17 protein-coding genes are annotated in these 22,459 nt (G+C 72.7%); 6 read left to right on the forward strand and 11 right to left on the reverse strand.

Annotated elements, in window-relative coordinates; genetic code table 11:
• The first annotated feature begins 61 nt into the window (after positions 1–61).
• The 4 genes from VGN18_RS01985 to VGN18_RS02000 all read left to right on the forward strand — a co-directional run bounded on the left by VGN18_RS01985 (position 62) and on the right by VGN18_RS02000 (position 6,364).
• A complete protein-coding gene (locus tag VGN18_RS01985) occupies positions 62–2,257 on the forward strand; it encodes a HelD family protein (RefSeq protein WP_327537949.1) in 2,196 nt (731 codons plus the stop codon).
• Between the two features lie 10 nt (positions 2,258–2,267).
• Positions 2,268–3,089 (forward strand): alpha/beta fold hydrolase, encoded by an 822-nt coding sequence (locus VGN18_RS01990; protein WP_327537950.1) that lies wholly within the window; start codon positions 2,268–2,270, stop codon positions 3,087–3,089.
• A 45-nt stretch (positions 3,090–3,134) separates the two neighbouring features.
• On the forward strand, positions 3,135–4,247 hold the full coding sequence (gene rlmN, locus VGN18_RS01995) for a 23S rRNA (adenine(2503)-C(2))-methyltransferase RlmN (RefSeq protein WP_327537951.1): 1,113 nt from the start codon (positions 3,135–3,137) through the stop codon (positions 4,245–4,247).
• Positions 4,248–4,363: 116 nt separating this feature from the next.
• Positions 4,364–6,364: an FUSC family protein gene (locus VGN18_RS02000; RefSeq protein WP_327537952.1), complete on the forward strand. Its 2,001-nt coding sequence runs from the start codon at positions 4,364–4,366 to the stop codon at positions 6,362–6,364.
• Positions 6,365–6,369: 5 nt separating this feature from the next.
• Here the strand turns inward: VGN18_RS02000 and VGN18_RS02005 are convergent, their stop codons facing one another.
• On the reverse strand, positions 6,370–7,890 hold the full coding sequence (locus tag VGN18_RS02005) for an MFS transporter (protein ID WP_327537953.1): 1,521 nt from the start codon (positions 7,888–7,890) through the stop codon (positions 6,370–6,372).
• 85 nt (positions 7,891–7,975) lie between these two features.
• Between VGN18_RS02005 and VGN18_RS02010 the strand changes: the two genes are divergently transcribed.
• Positions 7,976–8,614 (forward strand): TetR/AcrR family transcriptional regulator, encoded by a 639-nt coding sequence (locus tag VGN18_RS02010; RefSeq protein WP_327537954.1) that lies wholly within the window; start codon positions 7,976–7,978, stop codon positions 8,612–8,614.
• On the opposite strand, the gene VGN18_RS02015 is transcribed toward VGN18_RS02010, so the two are convergent.
• From VGN18_RS02015 to ald, 4 genes are all read right to left on the reverse strand, one after another.
• Positions 8,590–9,471: a DUF6424 family protein gene (locus VGN18_RS02015; RefSeq protein WP_327537955.1), complete on the reverse strand. Its 882-nt coding sequence runs from the start codon at positions 9,469–9,471 to the stop codon at positions 8,590–8,592. The two genes, VGN18_RS02010 and VGN18_RS02015, sit on opposite strands and share 25 nt — an antisense overlap.
• A gap of 78 nt (positions 9,472–9,549) precedes the next feature.
• Positions 9,550–10,191 carry a pyridoxamine 5'-phosphate oxidase family protein gene (locus tag VGN18_RS02020; RefSeq protein ID WP_327537956.1) on the reverse strand — a complete coding sequence of 214 codons (642 nt, stop codon included), beginning with the start codon at positions 10,189–10,191 and terminating at the stop codon, positions 9,550–9,552.
• Positions 10,188–11,555, reverse strand: a complete 1,368-nt coding sequence (locus tag VGN18_RS02025; protein ID WP_327537957.1) for an FAD-dependent oxidoreductase — start codon at positions 11,553–11,555, stop codon at positions 10,188–10,190. Before VGN18_RS02025 ends, VGN18_RS02020 begins: the two co-directional genes overlap by 4 nt.
• Before the next feature lie 159 nt (positions 11,556–11,714).
• Positions 11,715–12,830, reverse strand: a complete 1,116-nt coding sequence (ald, locus tag VGN18_RS02030) for an alanine dehydrogenase (protein WP_327537958.1) — start codon at positions 12,828–12,830, stop codon at positions 11,715–11,717.
• Between the two features lie 100 nt (positions 12,831–12,930).
• On the opposite strand from ald, the gene VGN18_RS02035 reads away from it, so the two are divergent.
• A complete protein-coding gene (locus VGN18_RS02035; RefSeq protein WP_327537959.1) occupies positions 12,931–13,443 on the forward strand; it encodes an Lrp/AsnC family transcriptional regulator in 513 nt (170 codons plus the stop codon).
• 1 nt (position 13,444) lies between these two features.
• On the opposite strand, the gene VGN18_RS02040 is transcribed toward VGN18_RS02035, so the two are convergent.
• From VGN18_RS02040 to VGN18_RS02065, 6 genes are all read right to left on the reverse strand, one after another.
• Positions 13,445–14,311, reverse strand: a complete 867-nt coding sequence (locus tag VGN18_RS02040; RefSeq protein ID WP_327537960.1) for an SCO6745 family protein — start codon at positions 14,309–14,311, stop codon at positions 13,445–13,447.
• Between the two features lie 61 nt (positions 14,312–14,372).
• Positions 14,373–16,070: a GNAT family N-acetyltransferase gene (locus VGN18_RS02045; protein ID WP_327537961.1), complete on the reverse strand. Its 1,698-nt coding sequence runs from the start codon at positions 16,068–16,070 to the stop codon at positions 14,373–14,375.
• Between the two features lie 4 nt (positions 16,071–16,074).
• Entirely contained in the window at positions 16,075–17,922 is a 1,848-nt protein-coding gene (locus VGN18_RS02050) for a long-chain fatty acid--CoA ligase (RefSeq protein WP_327537962.1), read from the reverse strand.
• Positions 17,923–18,055: 133 nt separating this feature from the next.
• Positions 18,056–19,852, reverse strand: coding sequence for a long-chain fatty acid--CoA ligase (locus VGN18_RS02055; protein ID WP_327537963.1), 1,797 nt, complete (start codon positions 19,850–19,852; stop codon positions 18,056–18,058).
• 219 nt (positions 19,853–20,071) lie between these two features.
• Positions 20,072–21,007: an NAD(P)/FAD-dependent oxidoreductase gene (locus VGN18_RS02060; RefSeq protein WP_327537964.1), complete on the reverse strand. Its 936-nt coding sequence runs from the start codon at positions 21,005–21,007 to the stop codon at positions 20,072–20,074.
• Positions 21,008–21,036: 29 nt separating this feature from the next.
• Positions 21,037–22,437, reverse strand: a complete 1,401-nt coding sequence (locus tag VGN18_RS02065; RefSeq protein ID WP_327537965.1) for an aspartate aminotransferase family protein — start codon at positions 22,435–22,437, stop codon at positions 21,037–21,039.
• Positions 22,438–22,459 lie beyond the last annotated feature (22 nt).

Raw genomic sequence — 22,459 nt, forward strand, 5'->3', positions numbered from 1 at the left:
CGCCGAGAGCATCGCCGCCCACGAGATCGGTGTCGAGCAGGCGCACGTCGGACGCCTCTATGTGTTGCTGGACGAGTTGCTGATCCGGGCCAAGCAGGCCCTCGACAGCACCGCGCGGGCCGGCACCGTCGGCACGCCCGGCGCGCGGGCCGAGCGGGACGCGTTCATGCGCCTGTACGGCCAGCGGGTGCGCACCCTGCAGAACGTCGAGCAGCGGCTCTGCTTCGGCCGGCTCGACCTCGCCGACGGCCACCGGCGCTACGTCGGGCGCATCGGGATGTCGGACGAGGCGCGCCAGGAACTGCTCGTCGACTGGCGGGCGCCGGCGGCCGAACCGTTCTACCAGGCGACGGCGGCCCGACCGGGCGGCGTGCTGCGGCGGCGCCAGATCGCCACCGAGTCGCGCCGGGTGACGAGCGTGCAGGACGAGGTCCTCGACCTCGACGGGTTCGAGGCGGCCGGCGTCGACGGCGGTCACGTGGTCGTCGGCGAGGGTGCGCTGTTCGCGAGCCTGGACGCCGCCCGCAGCCCGCGCATGCGCGACATCGTGGCCACGATCCAGGCCGACCAGGACGAGGTGATCCGCGCCCCGCTCGCCGGTGTGCTCGTCGTGCAGGGCGGACCGGGCACCGGCAAGACGGCGGTCGCGCTGCACCGCACCGCCTTCCTGCTCTACGCCAACCGCGAGCGGATCGCCCGCTCCGGCGTGCTGCTGGTCGGCCCGAACCGGGTGTTCCTGCGCTACATCGACCAGGTCCTGCCGGCGCTGGGCGAGGCCGATGCGGTGGTGATGTCGACCCCGGGCGAGCTCTACCCGGGGGTCGTCGCGACCGCGACCGAGGCGGCCGAGGTCGTGGCCCTCAAGGGCGATCTGCGGATGGCCGACGTCATCGCCGAGGCGGTGAGGCGGCGCCAGCGGCTGCTGCCGCACGGCCGCCCGCTCGACGTCGAGGGCACGACGATCCAGCTCCAGCCGCGCTTCGTCCGCGAGGCCCGCGAGCAGGCCCGGCGCAGCCGCCAGCCGCACAACCAGGCGCGGCAGACGTTCGTCTCGATCGTGCTGCGCCACCTGGTCCGCGCGCTGGCCGAGGTGCGGGGCGTCGACGTCGACGACGACAGCCGTCCGGGTCTGATGACCGAGCTGTACGCGTCGGTGGACGTGCGCCGCGAGCTGAACCTGTGCTGGCCGCCGATCAGCCCCGAACGACTGCTGCGCGACCTCTACGCGAACCCGCAGCGGCTCGCCGAGGCGGCCGGACGCCTGCGCCGCAACGAGCGTGACCTGCTGCGCCGCGAGCGCACCGCCCCGTGGTCGCCGGCCGACGTGCCGCTGCTCGACGAGGCGGCCGAACTGCTGGGGGAGGACGACAGTGCCACCCACGTCGCCGCCGCACGCGAGGCTGCCGACCGGCGGGCCGAGGTCGAGTACGCCAAGCAGGTGCAGGACACATTCGGCGGCGCCGACTTCGCCACCGCCGAGGATCTCGCCGGGCGCTACCTCGGCGAGGGATCGCTGGGCAGCGTGGCCGAGCGGGCCAACGCCGACCGTAGCTGGTCGTTCGGGCACGTCGTGGTCGACGAGGCCCAGGAGCTCTCGCCGATGGCGTGGCGGCTGCTGATGCGGCGCTGCCCGAGCAAGTCGTTCACCGTCGTCGGCGACGTCGCCCAGACCAGCTCGGCCGCCGGGGCGCGGGCCTGGGGCGACGTCCTCGCGCCGCACGTCGAGCAGCGCTGGCGCCAGGCCGAATTGACGGTCAACTACCGCACGCCCGAGCAGGTCATGGACCTCGCCGCCGCCGTGCTCGCCGCGGCCGGCTCGTCGGTGCGCGCGCCGGCGTCGGCCCGGGTCGGGCGCCACGAACCGCAGTTGACCCGCACGGCCGGCCCCGCCGCCGTCTCGGCCGAGCTGGCCGGCATCGTCGTCGACGAGTGGAAGGCGGCCGGCGAGGGCACCGTCGCCGTCATCACGTCGGCGGCCGAGCACGAGGACGTCGCCGCCACGGTGCGCGGCGCGCTGCCCGACGGCCTCGTCAGCGTGAACTCCGATGCGCTGGGGTCGGCGGTGTCGGTGCTGACGGTCGGCGCGGCCAAGGGGCTGGAGTTCGACACCGTGGTCCTGGTGGAACCGGCTCGCATCGTCGCCGAGTCGCCCCGCGGCCTCAACGACCTCTACGTTGCCCTCACCCGGCCGACCCAGCGGTTGCACGTCGTGCACCACGGCGCGCTGCCCCCGGGCATGGCGCCGCCCGACCGATGAAGGAGTGCGCGTGCCCACCACGCAGCTGAACGGCGCCACCTACCACTACGACGACACCGGTGTCCCCGAAGGCCGGCCCGACGCCGCCACTGTCGTCTTCGGGCACGGCCTGCTGTTCAGCGGCTGGATGTTCCACCACCAGGTGGCCGCCCTGCGCGACCGGTACCGCTGTGTGACGCTCGACTGGCGGGGGCAGGGGCAGACCCCGGCCGCCGCGAGCGGGTACGACATGGACACCCTGGCCGACGACGCCCGCGCCCTGATCGAGTCGCTCGGCGGAGCGCCGGTGCACTACGTCGGGCTGTCGATGGGCGGCTTCGTCGGGCAGCGGCTCGGCGCCCGGCACGGCGGGCTGCTGCGGTCGCTGACCCTGCTCGACACCAGCGCCGACCCCGAACCGACGAAGTCGCGCATCGAGGACAAGGTGCTGGCAGCCGCGTACCGGCTGATGGGCATGCCGGCGGTGCTGCGCAGCCAGGTGTCGCCGCTCATGTTCGGCGCGACGTTCCGCCAGGATCCGGCCGGGCAGGCGACGATCGCCGAGTTCTACTCGCGGCTCGCCAACTGCGACCGCGCCGGCATGCGCAAGGCAGTGCTGGGCGTGGCCGATCGCTTGCCGATCTACGCCGAGATCGACCGGATCAGCGTGCCGACCCTCGTCGTGGTCGGGGCCGACGACGTGCCGACGCCGATCGCGAAGGCGAAGCGGATCGCCGAGCGGATCCCGGGCGCCCGGCTCGAGATCGTCCCCGACGCCGGGCACAGCAGCACAGTCGAGCAGCCCGAGGCCCTGACCGCGCTCATCGAAGGGTTCCTCGCCGGCGTCTCCTGAGCGTGGCGACCCCGGCGCCGCGGATCTGGGACAATCGAGGGCGCGATGTCCTCCCTACCCCTCGTCTTCGACGCCCCCCGCCGCGGCCTGCCGCCGACCCACTTCGCCGACCTCGATCCGGGCGCGCGCCGGGCCGCGGTCACCGAACTGGGCCTGCCCGGGTTCCGGGCCGACCAGCTGTCGCGGCAGTACTACACACGCTTCGAGAACGACCCGGCCGCGATGACCGACCTGCCCGCCGCCGCGCGGGAAAAGCTGGCCGCACTGCTGCCGACACTGCTCACCGAGGTGCGCTCCACCACCACCGACGACGGCATGACCCGCAAGACCCTGTGGCGGCTGCACGACGGCGCGCTCGTCGAGAGCGTGCTCATGCGCTACCCGGCTCGCGGCGACTCGCGCGAGCGCGTGACCGTGTGCATCTCCAGCCAGGCCGGCTGCGGTATGGCCTGCCCGTTCTGCGCCACCGGCCAGGGAGGCCTCACCCGCAACCTGTCCACCGCCGAGATCGTCGAGCAGGTGCGCGCGGCGGCCCGGGCGGCGGCGCGCGGTGACCTCGGCGGCGGGCCCGGCCGGCTCTCCAACGTGGTCTTCATGGGCATGGGCGAGCCGCTGGCCAACTACAACCGGGTGCTGGCCACGCTGCACCGGCTCATCGAGCCCGCGCCGGCCGGCTTCGGCCTGTCGCGCCGCTCGATCACCGTCTCCTCGGTGGGGCTCGTCCCGGCGATCACCCGGCTGGCCGACGCCGACCTCGGCGTCACCCTCGCCGTCTCGCTGCACGCACCCGACGACGAGCTGCGCGACACCCTCGTCCCGGTGAACACCCGCTGGAAGGTCGCCGAGGTGCTCGAGGCGGCCGACATCTACGCCGCGAAGACCGGACGCCGCTACTCGATCGAGTACGCCATGATCCGCGACGTCAACGACCAGGCGTGGCGCGCCGAGCTGCTCGGCGACCTGCTCGCGCCGCGCCTGGCCCACGTGAACCTGATCCCGCTCAACCCGACGCCGGGTTCCGAGTGGGACGCCTCGCCCAAGAACGTCGAGCGGGCCTTCGTCGAGCGGCTCGAGGTGCGCGGCGTCTCGGTCACGGTGCGCGACACCCGCGGTCAGGACATCGACGGCGCCTGCGGTCAGCTGGCGGCGGCACCCTGACCGGGCCGGCGGCCTCGCTCACCCGCCTGCTGCGCGACGCCACCAAGCTCGACCGCACGCAGTCCGACCCGGTCGTCGCCTTCCGCAACGCGCTCGGCACTGCCATTCCCCTCGCCGTGGGGACGATCGCCGGCGGCGCCGCGCTCGGCCTCGCGACGACCATCGGCGCGCTGCAGACCGGCTTCGCCGACCGGCCCGGCCCCTACCGGCTGCGGATGCTGCGCATGCTCGGCACCGGTCTCGCCGCCGCGATCACCAGCGGCGTGGCCGTCGTCGCCTCGCGCAGCGACGCCGCGTCGGTGCTCCTGCTCCTCGTCCTCGCCCTGGGCGCCGGGCTGCTCGTCACCGCTGGTCCGAGTGCCACCCAGGTCGGCATCGCCGGCGTCGCCGCCGCGCTGATCCTCGGCCACACCCCGCAGCCGCCGTCCGTGGCGCTGCACGTGGCCCTGCTCGTGTTCGCCGGCGGCGCGATCCAGACCGTGCTGGCCCTGGCCGGCTGGCCGCTGCGCCGCCACCAGCCCGAGCGGGCCGCGCTGGCCAAGCTGTACCGCGAGCTGGCCGGCGCGGCGCGGAGCCCGCGCGGCGCCGTGGCCGGGCCGCCCGCCGCCGACACGCTCACGGCCGTGCGGCAGACCCTGTACGGCCTGGGCCACGACCACGGCCCGAGCGTCGAGGCCTACCGGGTGCTGCTCGACGAGGCCGAGCGGATCCGCCGCGAGATCGTCGTCGTCACCGCGGCGACCGAGCGCCTCTCCCGCGACCGCAACCCGATCCTGGCCGGGCTCGTGCGGGCGGCCCTCGGCTCGGCCGGTGACGTGCTCGACGAGATCGCGGCCGCCCTCGACGTCCCGCGACCGGTCGCCGACGCGGTGCTGGAGCAGGCCCGGGCCGCGGTGAAGCACGCGATAGCCCGGCTCGAGAACAGCGCCGAGGCGCCGGGCGAGCCGACCCGGCTGGCGACGGCGGCCCGGCTGCGGGCGCTCTCGGGCCAGCTGCGGGCGGCGGTCGAGAGCACCCGCACCGGCGCCAGTGAGGGCCGCCGCGGTGAGGAGCGGGGCACCGCGACCGCGCGGCTGCTGCGCGACCCGGTGGCGATCCTGCGGGCCAACCTGACACCGGACTCGGCCGTGCTGCGTCACGGGGTGCGGATCGCGCTGCTGGTCGCCGCGTCCGATCTCGTCGTCCGCCTGATGGGTCTCGATCGCGGCTACTGGGTGTCGCTGACGATCCTGGTCGTCCTGCGGCCGGACTTCGGGGCCACCCTGCAGCGCTCGGTCCTGCGCTCGGTCGGCACGATCGTCGGGCTGCTCGTCGCCACCGAACTCGTGCATCGGGTGCCCGGCGGCGACTGGTGGCACGTGGCCCTGGTGGCCGTGTTCGCGTTCGGGATGCGCTTCGCCGGGCCGGGCAACGTCGGGCTGTCGGCGGTCGGGCTGTCGGGGCTCGTCGTGATCCTGCTGGCGATCCAGGGCGTGCCGCCGGGGGAGACGTTCGCGAGCCGGGCGCTGGCGACCCTCGTCGGCGGCGGGCTGGCCGTGCTCGCCGCGCTGGCCCTGCCGGCCTGGGAGCGGCAGTTCGTGCCGGCCCGGCTGGCCGCGCTGCTCGCCGCGTACCACGACTACCTGCGCGCGGTGGCCGATCCGGCTACCGACCGCGAGTCGCTGGACCGCGCCCGGGCGGCGTCGCGGCTCGCCCGCAGCAACGCCCAGGCCTCGATCGACCGGGCCCGGGCCGAGCCGGTGCGGGGTCAGGCCCAGGTGGAGCTCGGGCAGACCGTGCTGGCCCACACGCACCGCTTCGTGCACGCCACGCTGACCCTCGACGCCGTCCGGCGTCCGGTGCGCGAGGGCGGCGGCGTTCCCGAGCTCGAGGCGTTCCTCGCCGCCGCCGGTGAGGCGCTCGAGGCGATCCGGGTCGCGGTGCGCGATGGCGCGACCCCCGAGCCGACCCCGAAGCTGCGGCCGCGGCAGGACGCGCTCGCCGCCGCACTGACCGCCGACCCCGACCGGGTCGGCGGCCGCGCGACGGCGACCACGCTGGTCCAGGCGACCGACCGCATCACCAACAGCCTGGACACTCTGGCCGTCGAGCTGCGGCGCCAGCACGTCCCGGCCTGACGGGACTACTCGGCGAACGCCGGCTCCGGCGCCACCTCGACGACCGGCGGGCGCGGACGGGTGCGGATCGCGAACGACACCAGCAGGAGCGTCCCGGCCAGGAAGATCGTCGCCGCCCAGAAGGAGCGGTCGGCGGCGACGACGTAAACGTGCCGCGCTGCTTCGGCGGGCGAGAGCCCGACCGGGGTGTGCGCCGCGGCCGACTTGCTCGCGGTGCCGAACACGGTGACCAGGACGGCGAGCCCGAGCGATCCGCCGAGCTGCTGCATGACGTTCACGAGTCCGGACGCCGCCCCGGCGTCCCGCGGCTCGACGCCGTCGAGGGCCGCGGTGGTCAGCGGCACGAACGCGAGCCCGTTGCCCAGGCCGAACACCAGCAGCGGACCGACCAGCGACAGGTAGCCGCTGCCCTCGGCCAGCTGGGTCAGCCACAGCATGCCGAGCGTCGAGAACGAGATGCCGATGATCATCAGCCGGTGCGCCCCGACGAGCTCGACGAGGTAGCGGGCCGACAGCTGCGAGGCGGTGAACACCATCATCGTCAGCGGGACGAACGCGAACCCGGTCTTGAGGTCGCTGTAGCCGAGCACCCCGCGCAGGAACTGGGTGAGGAAGAAGAACATCCCCATCATCCCGGCGACGAGCAGCAGCCGGGCCACGTACGAGCTCGAGCGGTTGCGGTCGGCGAACAGCCGTAGCGGCGTGATCGGCGCCTCGGCGTGCAGTTCGGTGCGGACGAACGCGGCGAGCAGCACGAGGCCGACGGCGAACGAGCCGATCGTCTCGGCGTCGGACCAGCCGCTGGTGGCGGCGTGGACGAAGCCGTAGACGAGCGCGGTCATGCCGAGCGTCGAGGTGATCGCGCCGGCGATGTCGAAGTGACCGTGCTGGCGCTCGGTCTCGGGCAGCACCCTGCGGGCGAGCAGCAGCAGGACCGCGCCGATCGGGACGTTGACGAACAGCACCCAGCGCCATGACGCCCACTCCGACAGCATGCCGCCGGCGATGAGGCCGAGCGCGCTGCCGCCGATGGAGACGGCGGTGTAGAGGCCGATGGCCCGGGTGCGCTCACGCGGCGACGGGAACATCGTCATGAGCAGGGCCAGGGCCGACGGCGACGCGAGCGCGCCACCGATGCCCTGAACCGCGCGGGCCGCGAGCAGCTCGCCCGGGTTCTGGGCGAACCCGCCGGCGAACGAGGCGACGGTGAACAGCGCGATACCGGCCAGGAACACCTGGCGGCGCCCGAGCAGGTCACCCGCGCGGGCACCGAGCAGCAGCAGGCCGCCGAAGGTGAGCGTGTAGGCGTTGACCACCCACGACAGGCCGGCGGGGGAGAAGTGCAGGGCGGTCTTGATGTCCTGCAGCGCGATGTTCACGATGGTCGCGTCGAGCACGACCATGAGCTGGCAGGTGAGGATCAGGGTGAGGACGAGACCCGCGTGGTTCTGCCGGCGGGCTCGGGGGGCGGCCGTGCGTCGCGAGACCCGGCCTGTTTGCGAACGTTGTGGAGTGGAGACAGTCACGAGCTAGACCTCGAAACGCGTAGTAGCATCGGTAAGCGGAAGGGCCCTCCGGAACAACGATACGGAGGCACCCTCCGGTTTGCAAGTGAGTTCCTGGAGGTACGGCGTGTCGCGATCGGCGCAGCAGGTGGACGACGAGGCGGTTGCGGCTGCCCCGCGGGCCCAGCGCGCCGACGCCAAGCGCAACCGCGAGCTGCTCGTCACCGCCGCGGCCGAGCTGTTCGACGAGCGAGGCATCGAGGCCCCGCTCGAGGAGATCGCCCGCCGGGCCCAGGTCGGCATCGGCACGCTCTACCGGCACTTCCCCACTCGCGACGTCCTGATCGAGGCCGTTTACCGCCACGAGGTCGAGATGCTCTGCGACGGCGTCGACGACCTGCTGGCCCACAACCCGCCCGACGCCGCGCTCGCCGCCTGGATGCGTGCGTTCGCGCTCTATGTCGCCCGCAAGCGGGGCATGGCGATGGCGCTCAAGTCCTTCCTGGGCGCCGATTCCGACCTGTTCACCCAGAGCCACCAACGCATCCAGGGCGCCATCGGCACGCTCGTCGCGGCCGCCGTCGACGCCGGGACCATCCGATCCGACGTCGACCCGTCCGATCTGCTGCGGGCCATGGGTGGCATCTGCATGGCCGCCGACACCCCCGGCTGGGCCGATCGCACGGGGCGTCTCGTCGACCTGCTGATGGACGGCCTGCGTTACGGAGCGCCCGCCCCCCGCTGACCCGCCGGTGTCCGGGCGTGCAGCGGCTGCGACGCGGTGCGGCTGCCGGGCGCGATCTGAGCGGCGAACGCGGTCAGGGCCAGGCGGCTGTTGGGGGCGATCACCGCCATCCGGTCGGCGGCCTGCGCCGCGGCGAGCGCGCGACCGGCGACCGTGCCGTGCCGCGCGTAGACCAGCCGCAGGTGGCCGTCACCCGATCCCCGATGGTGGAGCGGCGTCACCGCACCGTGCGTGCCGTCGGGCAGGGTGATCCACAGTGGGAAGTCCGCGTAGCGGATGAAGTCGGCCCCCTTCACCGGCCACGGGTAGTGGTGCTCGCCGGGTACGCCCGGCAGGATCCCCTGGTGGTTGTCCCGGCTGAGGGGCACGCACGCGTTGAAGATGCTGTCCGTCCATCGGGCGACGCCGGCGGCATCGGTGATGGGCGTGCCCAGCAGCGTGCGGGCGCGGCCGTACCCGAACGCCTCGAGCGCGGGCACGGTCAGCGGGAACGCGGCCATGAGGTCCTGCGCGTCCCGGCGCAGCCGGTCGACCTTGCCCGGCTCGGCGCAGAACTGCAGGCTCCACTCGATGCCGACCCGGGCCCGGAACAGCCGCCATCCGTCGGGGGTCTTCACGTGCAGGCTGCCGCCGTGGTGCATCTCCCACGGGCCGGGGCCGTACGGCAGGTCGTCCGCACTCACCTCGGCGAGGATGTGTTGGGCCGCGTTCTTCGCCGCCCGGAACTCCGGTGAGGTGAAGCGAGGCGGGTGATCCACGAGGCGGATGCCCCACGGGTAGTCCTCGTGCAGGTCGCCGCTCGGTGTCGGTGTCGGCGTCGGTGTCGCCCGTCGCGGCTTGCTCAGTGTCCGGCTCATGCGGTCCACGCTGAGGCCGCACCGGGCGCTCGACCAGATGGCATTCGTCCCGACGCCGGAGGCAGTCCGGCCCGGCCGTCAGCCGGACGACGTCAGCCCGGTGACCGACGGTGGGCAGGCGATGCCGGCGCGCAGATCGGGCGCCGCGATCGGCCCGCGGGCGACGTGCGCCAGCGGCACGACGCCGGCCCAGGCCGGACCCGCGACGTCGTCCGGGCCGTCGTCGGGCCAACCGTCCGACACCTTCAGCGACCACTCCGCGATCGGCAGCGCCAGCACGAGCGTCGCCTCGAGTTCCTTGCGCTGCGGCCGCCGCACCTCGGCGGTGCGGCCGGGCAGCATCCGCTCGGTGACCCGGTCGAGCGCGACCTCGACCTCGGTGTCGGGCAGGCGGGTGCACGAGCCGAACAGCACCGCGCTGCGGTAGTGCAGCGACGACTCGAAGGCCGAGCGCGCGACGACGTAGCCGTCCAGGGCGGTGACGGTCAGGCAGGTCGGGGCGCCGTCGGCCAGCCGGCGCATCCAGCGCGACCCGGTCGAGCCGTGCAGCAGCACGCGGTCGCCGTCGCGCACGATCGCGGTCGGGACGACGACGGGACGCCCGTCGTCGTCGACGAGTCCGAAGTGACCGACCAGCGTCGAGTCGAGCAACGCGTCCAACGACGCGCGATCCGTGCGCGCCTTCTCACGCAGCCGGCTCAGTCGAGTTCGGTCGCTCATCGACCCATCATCGCGTTCACGAGCGCGGCCATGCGCGAGGGCCGGCCACCACGGTTCTCGGCGTGGTCGGCCCACGTCATCGCCTGCAGGCCGAGGTTGGCCCCGATCCAGCGCAGCGGCTCGGGTTCCCAGTTGCGCGAGCGGTGTCCGACCCAGGGCAGGGTGGTCAAGTCGCTTGACCTTTCCGTGATCAGGTCGGCGAGGGTGCGGCCGGCGAGGTTGGTCGTCGAGACGCCGTCGCCGACGTACCCGCCGGCCCGGGCGAGACCGGTCGCGCGGTCGAGCCCGACCGACGCGTGCCAGTCGCGGGCGATGCCGAGCGGACCGCCCCAGCGGTGCGTGAACCGCGTCGTCGCGAGCACGGGGAACAGCTCGCGCACGGTTGCCTCGAGCGCGGCGAAGACCGCCGGTACCCGGTCGTACTCGGATCGGATGCGCGAGCCGAGGTGGTACGGCGCCCCTCGCCCGCCGAACACCAAGCGGCCGTCGGCACTGCGCTGGCCGTAGACGATGAGGTGGCGATGGTCGCTGAACGTCTCGCGCTCGCGCAGCCCGATCTCGTCCCACACCGAATCGGGCAGTGGCTCGGTGGCGACGATCAGCGAGTACACCGGCGCCAGCGCGCGCCGGGCGCCGCGCAGCCGGGCGGTGTAGCCCTCGGTCGCCCGCACGACGGTCGCGGCCCGGACGGTGCCGTGCGCGGTGCGCACGGCGTGCGGTTCGAGGCGGAGCGCCGGGGTGCGTTCGAAGATCCACGCGCCGCGGGCCTCGACCACCTCGGCCAGGCCGCGCACCAGCTTGGCCGGCTGCAGCGCCGCGCAGTGCGGCGTGAAACTCGCGCCGAGCACGTCGGTGGCGTTCACCCGCTTCCGGGCCTCGTCCGCGCCGAGCAGGGTGACGTCCAGGCCGAACTCGTCGGACTCGACCGCCTCGGCCCGGGCGCGCGCCAACTGGGCGGGAGAGCGGGCGAGCACCACCGTGCCGCCGCGGGCGATGTCGGCGTCGATGCCCTCGGCGGTAGCGACCCGCAGGACCTCGTCGATGGATGCTCGCATCGCGAGGTACTGCGCGGTCGCCGCAGCGTGACCCGCCTCGGCGGCGAGCGTCGCGATGCTCACCGGGAACAACGCGGAACACCAGCCGCCGTTACGGCCCGACGCGCCGAAGCCGGCGATCTCGCTCTCGACCAGGGCGATACGCAGGGACGGGTCGTGGGCCTGGAGGTAGTACGCCGTCCAGAGCCCGGTGTACCCCGCCCCGACGATCGCGACGTCGACGTCGAGATCCCCGGTCAGGGCCGCGCGGGGCGTGATCGAGCCGGGCAGCTGGTCGAACCAGAGCGACAGCTGCCGGTAGTCGGTCATCGATCCCTCCGAACGTGCGGTTGCGGGACGCTCGGCCCAGACGACGTCCGCCGCTCCTCGTTCCGGTTGAGTGGCGAGTCCATGGTCGGGTGGCGAGTAGTTACTCGCCACCCACTCGAGTTACTCGCCACTCAACCCTTCGAGACGTGACGGGCTGGGTCAGGCGAGGACGTCCGCGAGGTCGACGGACTCGTAGCCGTGCGCCTCGGCGACCGGGGCGTTGGTCAGCCGGCCCTCGTGGGTGTTGAGGCCGAGCGCGAGCGCGGGGTCACGCCGCGACGCGTCGCGCCAGCCGCGGTCGGCCAGCTCGACGGCGTAGGGGAGCGTCACGTTGGTCAGCGCGTAGGTCGAGGTGTGCGGCACCGCGCCGGGCATGTTGGCCACGCAGTAGAAGACCGAGTTGTGCACCTGGTAGGTCGGCTCGGCGTGGGTGGTCGGGCGCGAGTCCTCGAAGCAGCCGCCCTGGTCGATCGAGATGTCGACGAGCACCGAGCCCGGCTTCATCCGCGAGACGAGCTCGTTGCTGATCAGAGTCGGCGCCTTCGCGCCCGGGATCAGCACGGCACCGATGACCAGGTCGGCGTCGAGCACGGCCCGCTCGACCTCGTAGGCGTTGGAGGCGACGGTCTGGCAGTGGCCCTGGTAGATCGCGTCCATCTGGCGCAGGCGGGCGACATTCTTGTCGAGCAGCAGCACCTCGGCCTGCATGCCGAGCGCGATGGCCGCGGCGTTCTGGCCCGAGACGCCGGCGCCGATGACGACGACCTTCGCGGCGTAGACACCGGGCACACCGCCCATGAGGGTGCCGCGGCCGCCGCCCTGGCGCATGAGGTGGTAGGAGCCGACCTGCGGGGCGAGGCGGCCGGCGACCTCGGACATCGGGGCCAGCAGCGGCAGCGAGTTGTCCGCGAGCTGCACGGTCTCGTAGGCGATGCCGGTCGTGCCGGCCGAGAGCAGCGCGTCGGTGCAGGCCTTGTCGGCGGCGAGGTGCAGGTAGGTGAACAGCACCTGGTCCTTGCGCATGCGGTGGTACTCCTCCGCGATGGGCTCCTTGACCTTGAGCACCATGTCCGCGCTGCCCCATACGTCGTCGGCCGTGTCGAGGATCTTCGCGCCGGCGGCGACGAAGTCGGCGTCCTGGATCGCCGAACCCACGCCGGCCTCGCGCTCGATGACGACCTCGTGGCCGTGACGGGTGAGCTCGTGGACCCCGGCCGGGGTGATCGCGACCCGGAACTCGTTGTTCTTGACCTCGCGCGGGATGCCGACCTTCATCGCTGATCTCCTCGAATCGCTGACGTGAATACGACCCTCAGAATGAAGGATCGGCGCCGCGCTGCCTACCCGGTCGCACAAGATTCTGTAGGCTCGGCGCGTGGCCCGCAGAAATTCTCCGGAACCGGCCCGGTTCGCGCCGGCGTCGAACAATGTTCGGGACGAGCTGGACGGCACCGATCTGCGCCTGCTGCGCATCCTCGCCGACGACGCCCGGATCGCGAACAACGCCCTCGCCGAGCGGGTCGGCATCGCCCCGTCGACCTGCCTCGGCCGGGTCCGCGCGCTGCGCGAGCGGGGGGTGATCCGCGGCTACCACGCCGACATCGATCCGGCCGCGCTCGGGCGGCCCATCCAGGCCATGATCGCGGTGCGGCTGCAGTCGCACGCGCGCGGTCACATCCCGGACTTCATGGCCAAGATCGCCGACCTGCCCGAGGTGCTGAACGTCTTCTTCCTCGGCGGCGCCGACGACTTCCACGTGCACATCGCGGCGACCAGCACCGACAACCTGCGTGACTTCGTCGTCGTCAACCTCAGCGGCGACCCCGACGTCGCGCTGACCGAGACCAACCTGATCTTCGAGCACGTGCGCGCCGGGGTGGCGCACTGACCTACTTCTTCGTCGCGAACACCCCGGTCGGGAACGCCCCGGCGCCGAGGGCGGCCCGGCTGAGTTCCTTGCCGAGCTCGATCAGGCGGGCGAGCCGGTCGGCGCCGAGACGCAGCCACGGCTCCAGGGCCAGCCGGTCGGTCTCGGCCTCGATCGCGTCGCGCACGGCGACGCCGGCGGGCGTGAGGCCTTCGGAGTTGACCAGGCCGCGCGCGCGCAGGCCCTGCTCGGCCGCGGCCCACTCCTCGTCGGACCAGCCGCGGGTCGCCTTGGCCGCCTCGACGGTGAAGCCGCGCCCCGTGGCGGTATGGGTCACCAGGGCCTCGAGGCCGGTCAGACCGCCGGCCAGCAGGGCCACGACGTGGCCGTCGCCGCGGAACTCGCGCAGCAGCGAGATCGCGTGCCACAGGGCCAGGTGCGGTGCCTCGGGCCAGTCGAGGTCGGCATGCGCCGCGAACAGCGGGCGCCCCCCGACCGGCAGGCCCTCGGTCGCGACGCGGGTGAGTTCGGCCGCCTCGAAGACCGCGGCCCCGTTCGCCGTCTCGTCGCCGAGCAGGCGCTGGTAGGCGCGATCGACGGCCCGGAACCGTGCGGCCACGACGTCCTCGGCCGAGGCGAGCGTCCAGGCCCGCGGGATGTGTCGCCGGATCAGCGCCGGGTTGAAGTTGTAGAAGGTCGCGGCCACGACCCCCGGCGAGACCGGGCCCATCGGCGCCGACCGGCTGGCGAAGTAACACATCCGCCCCGGCCGCAGCCCGACCCCGGTCAGCTCCTCCTCGGCCTCGGGTGCGAAGTAGATCAGCGAGTGGAGCGAGTCGAGGGCGCGGTGGGCCCGCGCGGCGTCGGCGGCAGTGAGGTATGTGGGCATGCGGTCACGCTATCGGGCGAAGAGGCCGGCGCCGACGGACGGGACGCGGGGCCTCACCACCTCACGAGCGGCGCCGCGGCGAGCGGCCCGGGGCCTGCAACCCGGCCTCCGGCACGGGCAACGGCGCCTGCAGGGTGAGCACTCTGTCGCCGAGCTCGCGGGTCCAGTTCAACCCCGTCTCCTCCAGCATCGTCAGCATCTGCGTGTTCTCGGCCAGCACGGTTGCGACCACCTTCTGGAAGCCGAGCCGCTGGGCGAGCTCCAGCATGTGGCGGAGCAACCGGGTACCGATGCCGCGGCCTTGGTAGGCGTCCTCGACGATCTCCGCGAGCTCGGCCGCGTGCGCGTCGCCGGGGCCGTCGGGGAAGACATTGCCCAGTGCCACGATCGAGCCGTCCTCGTTCATGACGACGAGGGTGGCGCCCCGGTGGCCGCCCGCGAGCCGGCGCAGGCTGAGGTCGCGCCACTCGCCGACCCCGGTGAGGTAGCGCCGGTAGCGGGTCCGTTCGGAGCAGCGTTCGTGCATGGCCGCGACCGCGTCGGCGTCCTCGGGACGGCCCAACCGGATCCACACCGTGCCGTCGCCCGTCATCGGCTCGACCCAGCCGAGCGCGTCGGCGTCACCATTGCTGCTGGCGATCGCCGTGGCAAGGCGCAGCAGCGCCGATGCCCGGGTCTGCTCCGCCCGGGCGAACGGGGCCCAGTCGCGGTGGAGCACCACGTGGCGGTCCGGGGTCCACTGCAGCCGCAGGACGCCGGCCGCGTCGTCCTCGCCCTCGATCGCGTCCGTCACCTCGAAACGGTCCGCCTCCACCAGGGCAGCCGCGGCCAGTGGCGCCGACCCCGGGTTGGTGACCAGCTCGGCGGCGCCGTCGAGCACCCGCGTCGGCATGTCGAGGCCGTCGTCCACGGAGCCCTCCGTGATGTGACCGTTGCCGCCCGCCGCCATGGCCGCCGCCAGCACCGTCTCCGCGGTGACCCTCTCCGGCACGGTCACGGCCAGATCGATCGTGCGGATGCCGTCGCCGGCGGCGAGCACAGCGCTCGCCACCACGTACGCGTGCACGGTGCTCAGCGCCCGGACGAGCAGGGCCTGGCCGCCCGGGCGGTCCGATATGTCGATGCGCAACCGCCACGGCTTGCGGGGTTCGTCCTGGGCCGCCAGGAGCAGCTTCGCCGGCGCGACGGCCACACCGATCCGGGCCATCAACGCATTCCAGTCCGTGCGCCGCGGCCGCCGGGACACCGGGGCCACCACTGCGAGGCCGACGGACAGGGCCAGCATGAGGTGGACGAGGGCGGCGTCGTCGACCGCGTCGTCGAGGCCGCCGGACCGGCGGGCCTGTTCGACGACCGTCGCCATGTTTGTGCAGCGCTTGTCCAGCCGCGCCGACTCCAGGGCGCGGACGGCGTCGTCCCGGTGGGCGCGGATCAGCGCCTCGAGCTCGAGGACGCCGTAGCCGAACTCCGGCGCGGCGAAGATCTGGGCCGCCGCGTCGACGAGCACGGCCAAGGGCGGGGTCGCTTCGGGGTCGGCCGCTGCGGACGCGACGCGATCGGCGGCTTCGGACGTCAGCTTGGTGGCGATCACCAACGCGAACAGCTGCTCGCGCGCGCCGGTGAGTCGACGTACCGTTCGCGCCGACACGCCGGCTCGCTCGGCCACCATCGTCAACTTGGTGCCGCCGTAGCCGTTCTCGGCGAACAGCTCCGCGGCCACGTCCACGATCCGCTGCCGCAGGTCCTCGCTCCGGGTCACGTGGTCAGCCTCGCGACCGAGCGTCGTACATCGAGTCGAGCAGCGATGCGTACTTCGTCTCCATCGCCTTGCGCTTGACCTTCATGCTCGGCGTCAACTCGCCGTCCTCGACGGACAGGTCGTGGTCGAGGATTCGGAAATCCTTGATCGTCTCCCAGCGGTTCAACCGGGCGTTGAGCTCGTCGATGCTGGACTGCACGTAGGCGTGCACGGCCGGGTCCGCGGCGAGTGACGGGTAGTCGACCGCCGTCAGCCCCTGCGCCCGCCCCCATTGGGCCAGCGCCTCGGGGTCCAGGGTGATCAGCGCGGTCGCGTAGTTGCGCCGGTCGGCGTGCACCAGCATCTGGCTCGCGAGCGGGCAGACCGCCTTGAACATGACCTCGATCGCCTGCGGCGAGATGTACTTCCCGCCGGAGGTCTTGATCAGGTCCTTCTTGCGGTCGGTGACCCGGAGCCGGCCCGCATCGTCGATCTCACCGATGTCACCGGTGGCCAGCCAGCCGTCGGCGGCCAGCACCTCGCCCGTCACGCCGGGCAGGTTGTGGTACCCGCGCATCACGAGAGGGCCCCGGATCAGGATCTCTCCGTCGGCCGCCAGCCTGATCTCCGAACCGACCAGCGGCGGACCGACGACCCCGAACACCGGCGCCTCCGGGCTGCCGATGCACGCCCCACCGCCGGTCTCGGTCAGCGCGTAGCCCTCGATCACCACCATCCCGGCGGCATGGAACCACGCAGCGATGTCCGGCGACAGCGGAGCGCTGCCCGAGACCAGGAACCGGATCCGGCCGCCCAGCCGGGCCCGCACCTTCGACAGCACCAACCGATCGGCCAGCGCGAACTGGACCCGCTTGAGCGGGCTCGGGCGCCTGCCCTCGACCCGGGCCCGGGACACCTGACCGCCGACGCCGAAGGCCCACGTGAACAGCTGCAGCTTGACCCCACCCTCTTCCTGGACGGTCTGCACGACCTTCGCGTGCACCTTCTCGAAGATCCGGGGCGGGCCCGCCATGAAGGTCGGCCGGAGCACCGCGAGGTTGTCGACGATCCGGTCGATCCGCCCGTCGACCGCCGTGGCGAATCCGATCTGCAGCTGCACCGCCGCGAGCATCTTGCCGAACGAGTGCGACAGCGGCAGCCACAGGTAATGGAAGTCGTCCGGGCGCAGGATCCCGATTGCCTCGGCCCCGGCGCCGAGGTAGGTCCAGCACCGGTGCGGCAGTTCGACGCCCTTCGGCCGGCCGGTCGTCCCCGACGTGTAGATCAGCGTGGCCAGCTGCTCGGGCTGGATCGCCGCCACGGCCTCGTCGACGGAGGTCGGGTTCTCGACGAGGTGTCGGGCGCCGAGCGCCTGCAGGTCGGCCAGACTCAGCACCCACTCCCCGTCGGGCTGACCGTCGAAGGTGATCACACGGATCAGGTCGGGCAGGCGGTCGCGCTCGGCTCGCAGCTTGGCGACCTGCACGTCGTCCTCGGCGAAGACGACCCGGGTGTCGCTGTCGGCGAGGATGTAGGCGACGTCGTCCGCCGCCGTCGAGGGGTACACGGCGGTCGTCGCGGCCCCGGCGCACATGATCGCGAGGTCGGCGTAGAGCCACTCGATGCGGGTGGCCGAGGCGATGGCGACGCGCTGCTCCGGTTGGATGCCCAGCGCCAGCAGGCCAGCGGCCGTCGTCCTGACGGTCTCCGCGGTGCGGGCCCAGGTGATCGAGGTCCACCCGTCGCCGGTGGGATACCGGTACGCCTCGGCGTGCGGGGTGGCGGCCACCCGGTCGTAGAACATCCGGGCGACCGAGAGCTTCGGCGTCGGGTAGCCGGTGGTGTCGGTGGACCCACTGGTCGTCGCACCCATGACGCCTCCCCCCGGGCGTGCGGCCGGCGCTCCGGGCACACGCTCGACGCTAGCGATTTCACCGGCACACCGAGCAGGCCCCACGACCGCCCGGGGAGAACTCAATGGCCCTTGACAAGCCCGGCCTGGCGCGTCAGCTGCTGTAGATGGATTCGATCTCCTCCGCGAACTCCTGCAGCACTGCGTAGCGACGCACCTTGAGGGTGGGCGTCAGCTGGCCGCCGTCCTCGGTGAAGTCGTCGCCGAGAATGCGGAACTTGCGGATCGACTCCGGTCGCGAGACGGCCTTGTTCGCCTCGTCCACGGCCTTCTGGACGTCGCTGATCAGCTCGGGGTCGCCGCTCAGGTCAGCCACGCTGCGCTCAGCGGGCTTGTGGTGGTCGGTCTTCCACTGGTCGAACGCCTCGGGGTCGAGGGTGACGAGGGCGGCGATGTAGGGCTGGTTGTCGCCGACGACCAGGCTCTGGCTGATCAGCCAGTCGCTGCGGAGTCGGTCCTCGAGCACCGCCGGTGCCACGTTCTTGCCCGCGGAGGTGATGATCAGATCCTTCTTGCGCCCGGTGATCGCGAGGAACCCGTCCTCGTCGAGGGCTCCGATGTCTCCGGTGTGCAGCCAACCGCCCTCGTCGATCATCTCGTCGGTGGCGGACTTGTTGTTCCAGTACCCCTGGAACACGACGTGTCCTTTGACGAGCACCTCACCGTCGGGGGCGATGCGGATCGTGCAACCGGGGATGGGTCGTCCCACTGTGCCGATCTTCTGCGCGTCCGGGGTGTTCGAGTTCGTCGCCGGGCTGGTCTCGGTCAGGCCGTAGGCCTCGAGGACGTTGATGCCGGCGCCGCGGAAGAAGTGACCCAGGCGGGGCCCCAGCGGCGCGGCGGCGCTCCACGCGTACTGCACGTGGCCGCCGAGCGCGGCCCGGACCTTCGCGTAGACGAGACGGTCGAAGAGGGCGTGCTTGAGGCGCAGGAGGATGCCGGGGCCACCGGAGTCCAGCGCCTGGCTGTAGTCGATGGCGGTCCTCGCAGCCGCGGCGAAGATCTTGGCGTGGCCCTCGGCGGCAGCCTTGTGCTCGGCGCTGTTGTAGGCCTTCTCCCACAGCCGGGGCACCGACAGCACCGCCGTGGGCTGGAACGCGGGCAGCTGGGCGATCGCGTCCTGCATGTCGACCAACCCGAGCACCGTGCGGGAGTGCAGCGCGCCGTACTGGATGACCTGCGCGTAGCTGTGCGCCAGGGGGAGGAACAGCAGGGTCGAGTGGTTCTCGTTGAAGACCTTCTCGAAGCCGTCGTTCTGCATGCAGTTGTAGGCGTTGGCGACGACGTTGCCGTGCGTGAGCATGCAGCCCTTGGGGCGCCCGGTCGTGCCGGACGTGTACACGATCTCGGCGAGGTCAGCTGCACCACGGGTCGTCCGCCGCTGGGAGACCTCGTCGGGGCTGACGTCCGCGCCGAGACGTTCGAGCTCGGCGAGTCCACCGTCCGCCATCACCCAGGCGGGTCCGAGCGCAGGCAGGTTCACCCGCGCCTGGGCCACCATCCGGGCGTGCGCGCCCGTCTCGACGACGACGGCGGTGGCGCCGGAGTCGCCGAGGATCCACTCGACCTGTTCCAGCGAAGACGTCGGGTAGATCGGGACGGTGATACCGCCGGCGGACAGGATCGCGTAGTCGACGAGCGTCCACTCGAAGCGCGTCCGGGACATGAGGGCCACGCGGTCACCCGGCGAGACACCGGCCCCGATCAGTCCCGCAGCCAGCGCGCTCACCTGGTGGGTGAACTCACGCCAGGTGACGGGGACCCACTGGCCGTCGACCAGCCGCCTCAGCCCGACGCCGTCCGGCCAGGTTCGCGCGTGGTCGAACACGTCCTGGGTGATGTTGTCGCCCGGCTTCACGTCATAGGCAATCGGTACCGAATACTCGCGCATCGGACACACCCCCTCACCGCCGACGCTAGGCCCGGCGATCGGGTGGCCCCAGAGCCGAACAGCCCGTTCGGGGCCTGACGGCTTCCCGAGGCCGGTCGCGGTCGTTCGGCCCGAGCCGGGGCCCGGACCTGGGGGAGGGCCTTCGACCGGGTGCGGGTTGCTCCGCCCGGCCCAGGCGGCCGGATCCGTCCCGCCGTGGGTCGTCAGGCGGCCCGGACATCACCCCAGGTGGGCCGTCCCGTTCGCCGAGGTCAGGGCCAGGCCGAGCCGGTGCCCGGACAGCCAGGCCGCCTCGACCCGGGGCGAGCCCTCGGGGCACCACGAGTCGCCGCAGACGGCCACGCGCCGCCCACCGATCTCGGTGAGTTCGAACGGCGCGTCGTGGGTCGCGGCCGGCTTGGCGAACGTCCAGCGATGGGCGTGGGTCCACTGCGGCGCCGTGTCGACGCCGGCCACCCGCGCCAGCGCGGCGAGGGCGGGTACGACGGCGGTGTCGGGGTTGTCGAGGTGTTGCCGGGCGCGCTGCGGAGTGGTGTGCAGGACGAGCACGTGGGCGCCGTCGCCCCGGCGCGATCCGTCGTCGGCGACGAAGGCGAGGTCGTCGTCGTCGTTGACGAAGGCGGCGTCGAAGTCCCACTCACGCCGCGACCAGCCGGCCGCGACGGCGACGACGGGGTCGTAGCCGACCCAGTCGACGGCGTCGCCGGCCAGCCGCTGCGCCTGGGGGTCGGGCATCGCGAGCACCACGACGTCGTGGTCGAGTTCGTCCAGCGAGACGACCTCACGACCGACCGTGACCTCGTCGAGCATCGTCCGGACGAGGGAGCGGAGCCCGTCGGGTGCGGCCCAGCGCATCGGTCCGCTGCTCGAGCTGCGCGCGGCATCGTTGAGCACGCCGAGCGTGTCGGTCCATTCGCGGGCGAGCCCGGCGGCCGACCACTGCGACACGACGTCGGCGAAGCCGTCGTCGGACACGGTGAAGTAGGCGGCCCCGAGGTCGACCCGGCGGCCGTGCAGGGTGGGCGCGGCGAGGCGACCTCCGGGCGCGCGACCGCGCTCGTAGAGGTCGACGCCGACACCGGCCGCGCGCAACACGCCCGCGCACGCCGCGCCGGACATCCCGGCGCCGATCACCGCCACTCGCGCAGATCCCATGGCGCCACCGTAGTGGCGCCCGGATCGGCCTACAGGCGGGTCCAGGCCTCGGTCAGGACCTCGCGCAGGATCTGCTCGATCTCGATGAACTCCGACGGCCCGATGATGAGCGGCGGCGCGAGCTGCACCACCGGGTCGCCGCGGTCGTCGGCCCGGCAGTACAGGCCGGCGTCGAAGAGTGCGCGGGACAGGAAGCCGCGCAGCAGCCGCTCGGACTCGTGCTCGTCGAACGTCTCCTTGGTGGCCTTGTCCTTGACCAGCTCGATCCCGTAGAAGTACCCGTCGCCGCGCACGTCACCGACGATCGGCAGGTCGGTCAGCTTCTCCAGCGTCGAGCGGAACAGACCCTCGTTGGCCAGGACGTTCTGCAGGATGCCCTCGTCCTCGAAGACGTCGAGATTCTTCATCGCGACCGCGGCCGAGACCGGGTGGCCGCCGAAGGTGTAGCCGTGCGGGAAGTAGTCGTCGCCGCGGTAGAACGGCTCGGCGATGCGGTCGCTGATGATGGCGGCGCCGATGGGGGAGTAGCCGCTGGTCAGGCCCTTGGCGCAGGTGATGATGTCGGGGACGTAGCCGTACTTCTCGCAGCCGAACATCGTGCCGAGCCGACCGAACGCGCAGATGACCTCGTCGGACACCATGAGCACGTCGTGCCTGTCGCAGATCTCGCGCAGCCGCTGGAAGTAACCGGGCGGCGGCGGGAAGCAGCCGCCGGAGTTCTGCACCGGCTCGACGAAGACGGCGGCCACGGTGTCCGGGCCCTCCATCTCGATCGCGCGCTCGATCTCGTCGGCGGCCCAGCGGCCGAACGCCTCGAGGTCGTCGCCGTGCTCCGGGGCGCGATAGAAGTTCGTGTTGGGCGCCTTGTGCGCGCCGGGCACGAGCGGCTCGAACCACTTCTTCGCGTCCGGGATGCCGGTGATCGACAGCGCGCCCTGCGGGGTGCCGTGGTAGGCGACGTAGCGGCTGATGACCTTGTGCTTCATCGGCTTGCCGACGAGCTTGTAGTACTGCTTGGCCAGCTTCCACGCGGTCTCGACGGCCTCACCGCCACCGGTGGTGAAGAAGACCTTGTTGAGGTCGCCGGGGGCGAGCGAGGCGAGGCGGTCGGCCAGCGCGATCGCCGGCGGGTGGGCGTAGGACCACAGCGGGAAGAACGCGAGCTCGCTGGCCTGCGTGTAGGCGGCCTCGGCGAGGTCCTTGCGGCCGTGCCCGGCCTGCACCACGAACAGCCCGGCCAGGCCGTCGATGTAGTCGCGCCCGTTGGAATCCCAGATGCGGGCGCCCTCGCCGCGCACGATGGTCGGCACCGGCGCCTCGTTGTAGCTCGACATCCGGGTGAAGTGCATCCACAGGTGCTCGCGCGCGTCGGCGGACAGCTGCTCGGTGTCGTGGCGGTGCGTGAACGGCTGGACTGGCGTGGTGGTCATCGTGTCTTCTCCAGGCAGGGAG

It is taken from the genome of Jatrophihabitans sp. (assembly GCF_036000465.1).
In the GTDB taxonomy this organism is placed as follows: domain Bacteria; phylum Actinomycetota; class Actinomycetes; order Mycobacteriales; family Jatrophihabitantaceae; genus Jatrophihabitans.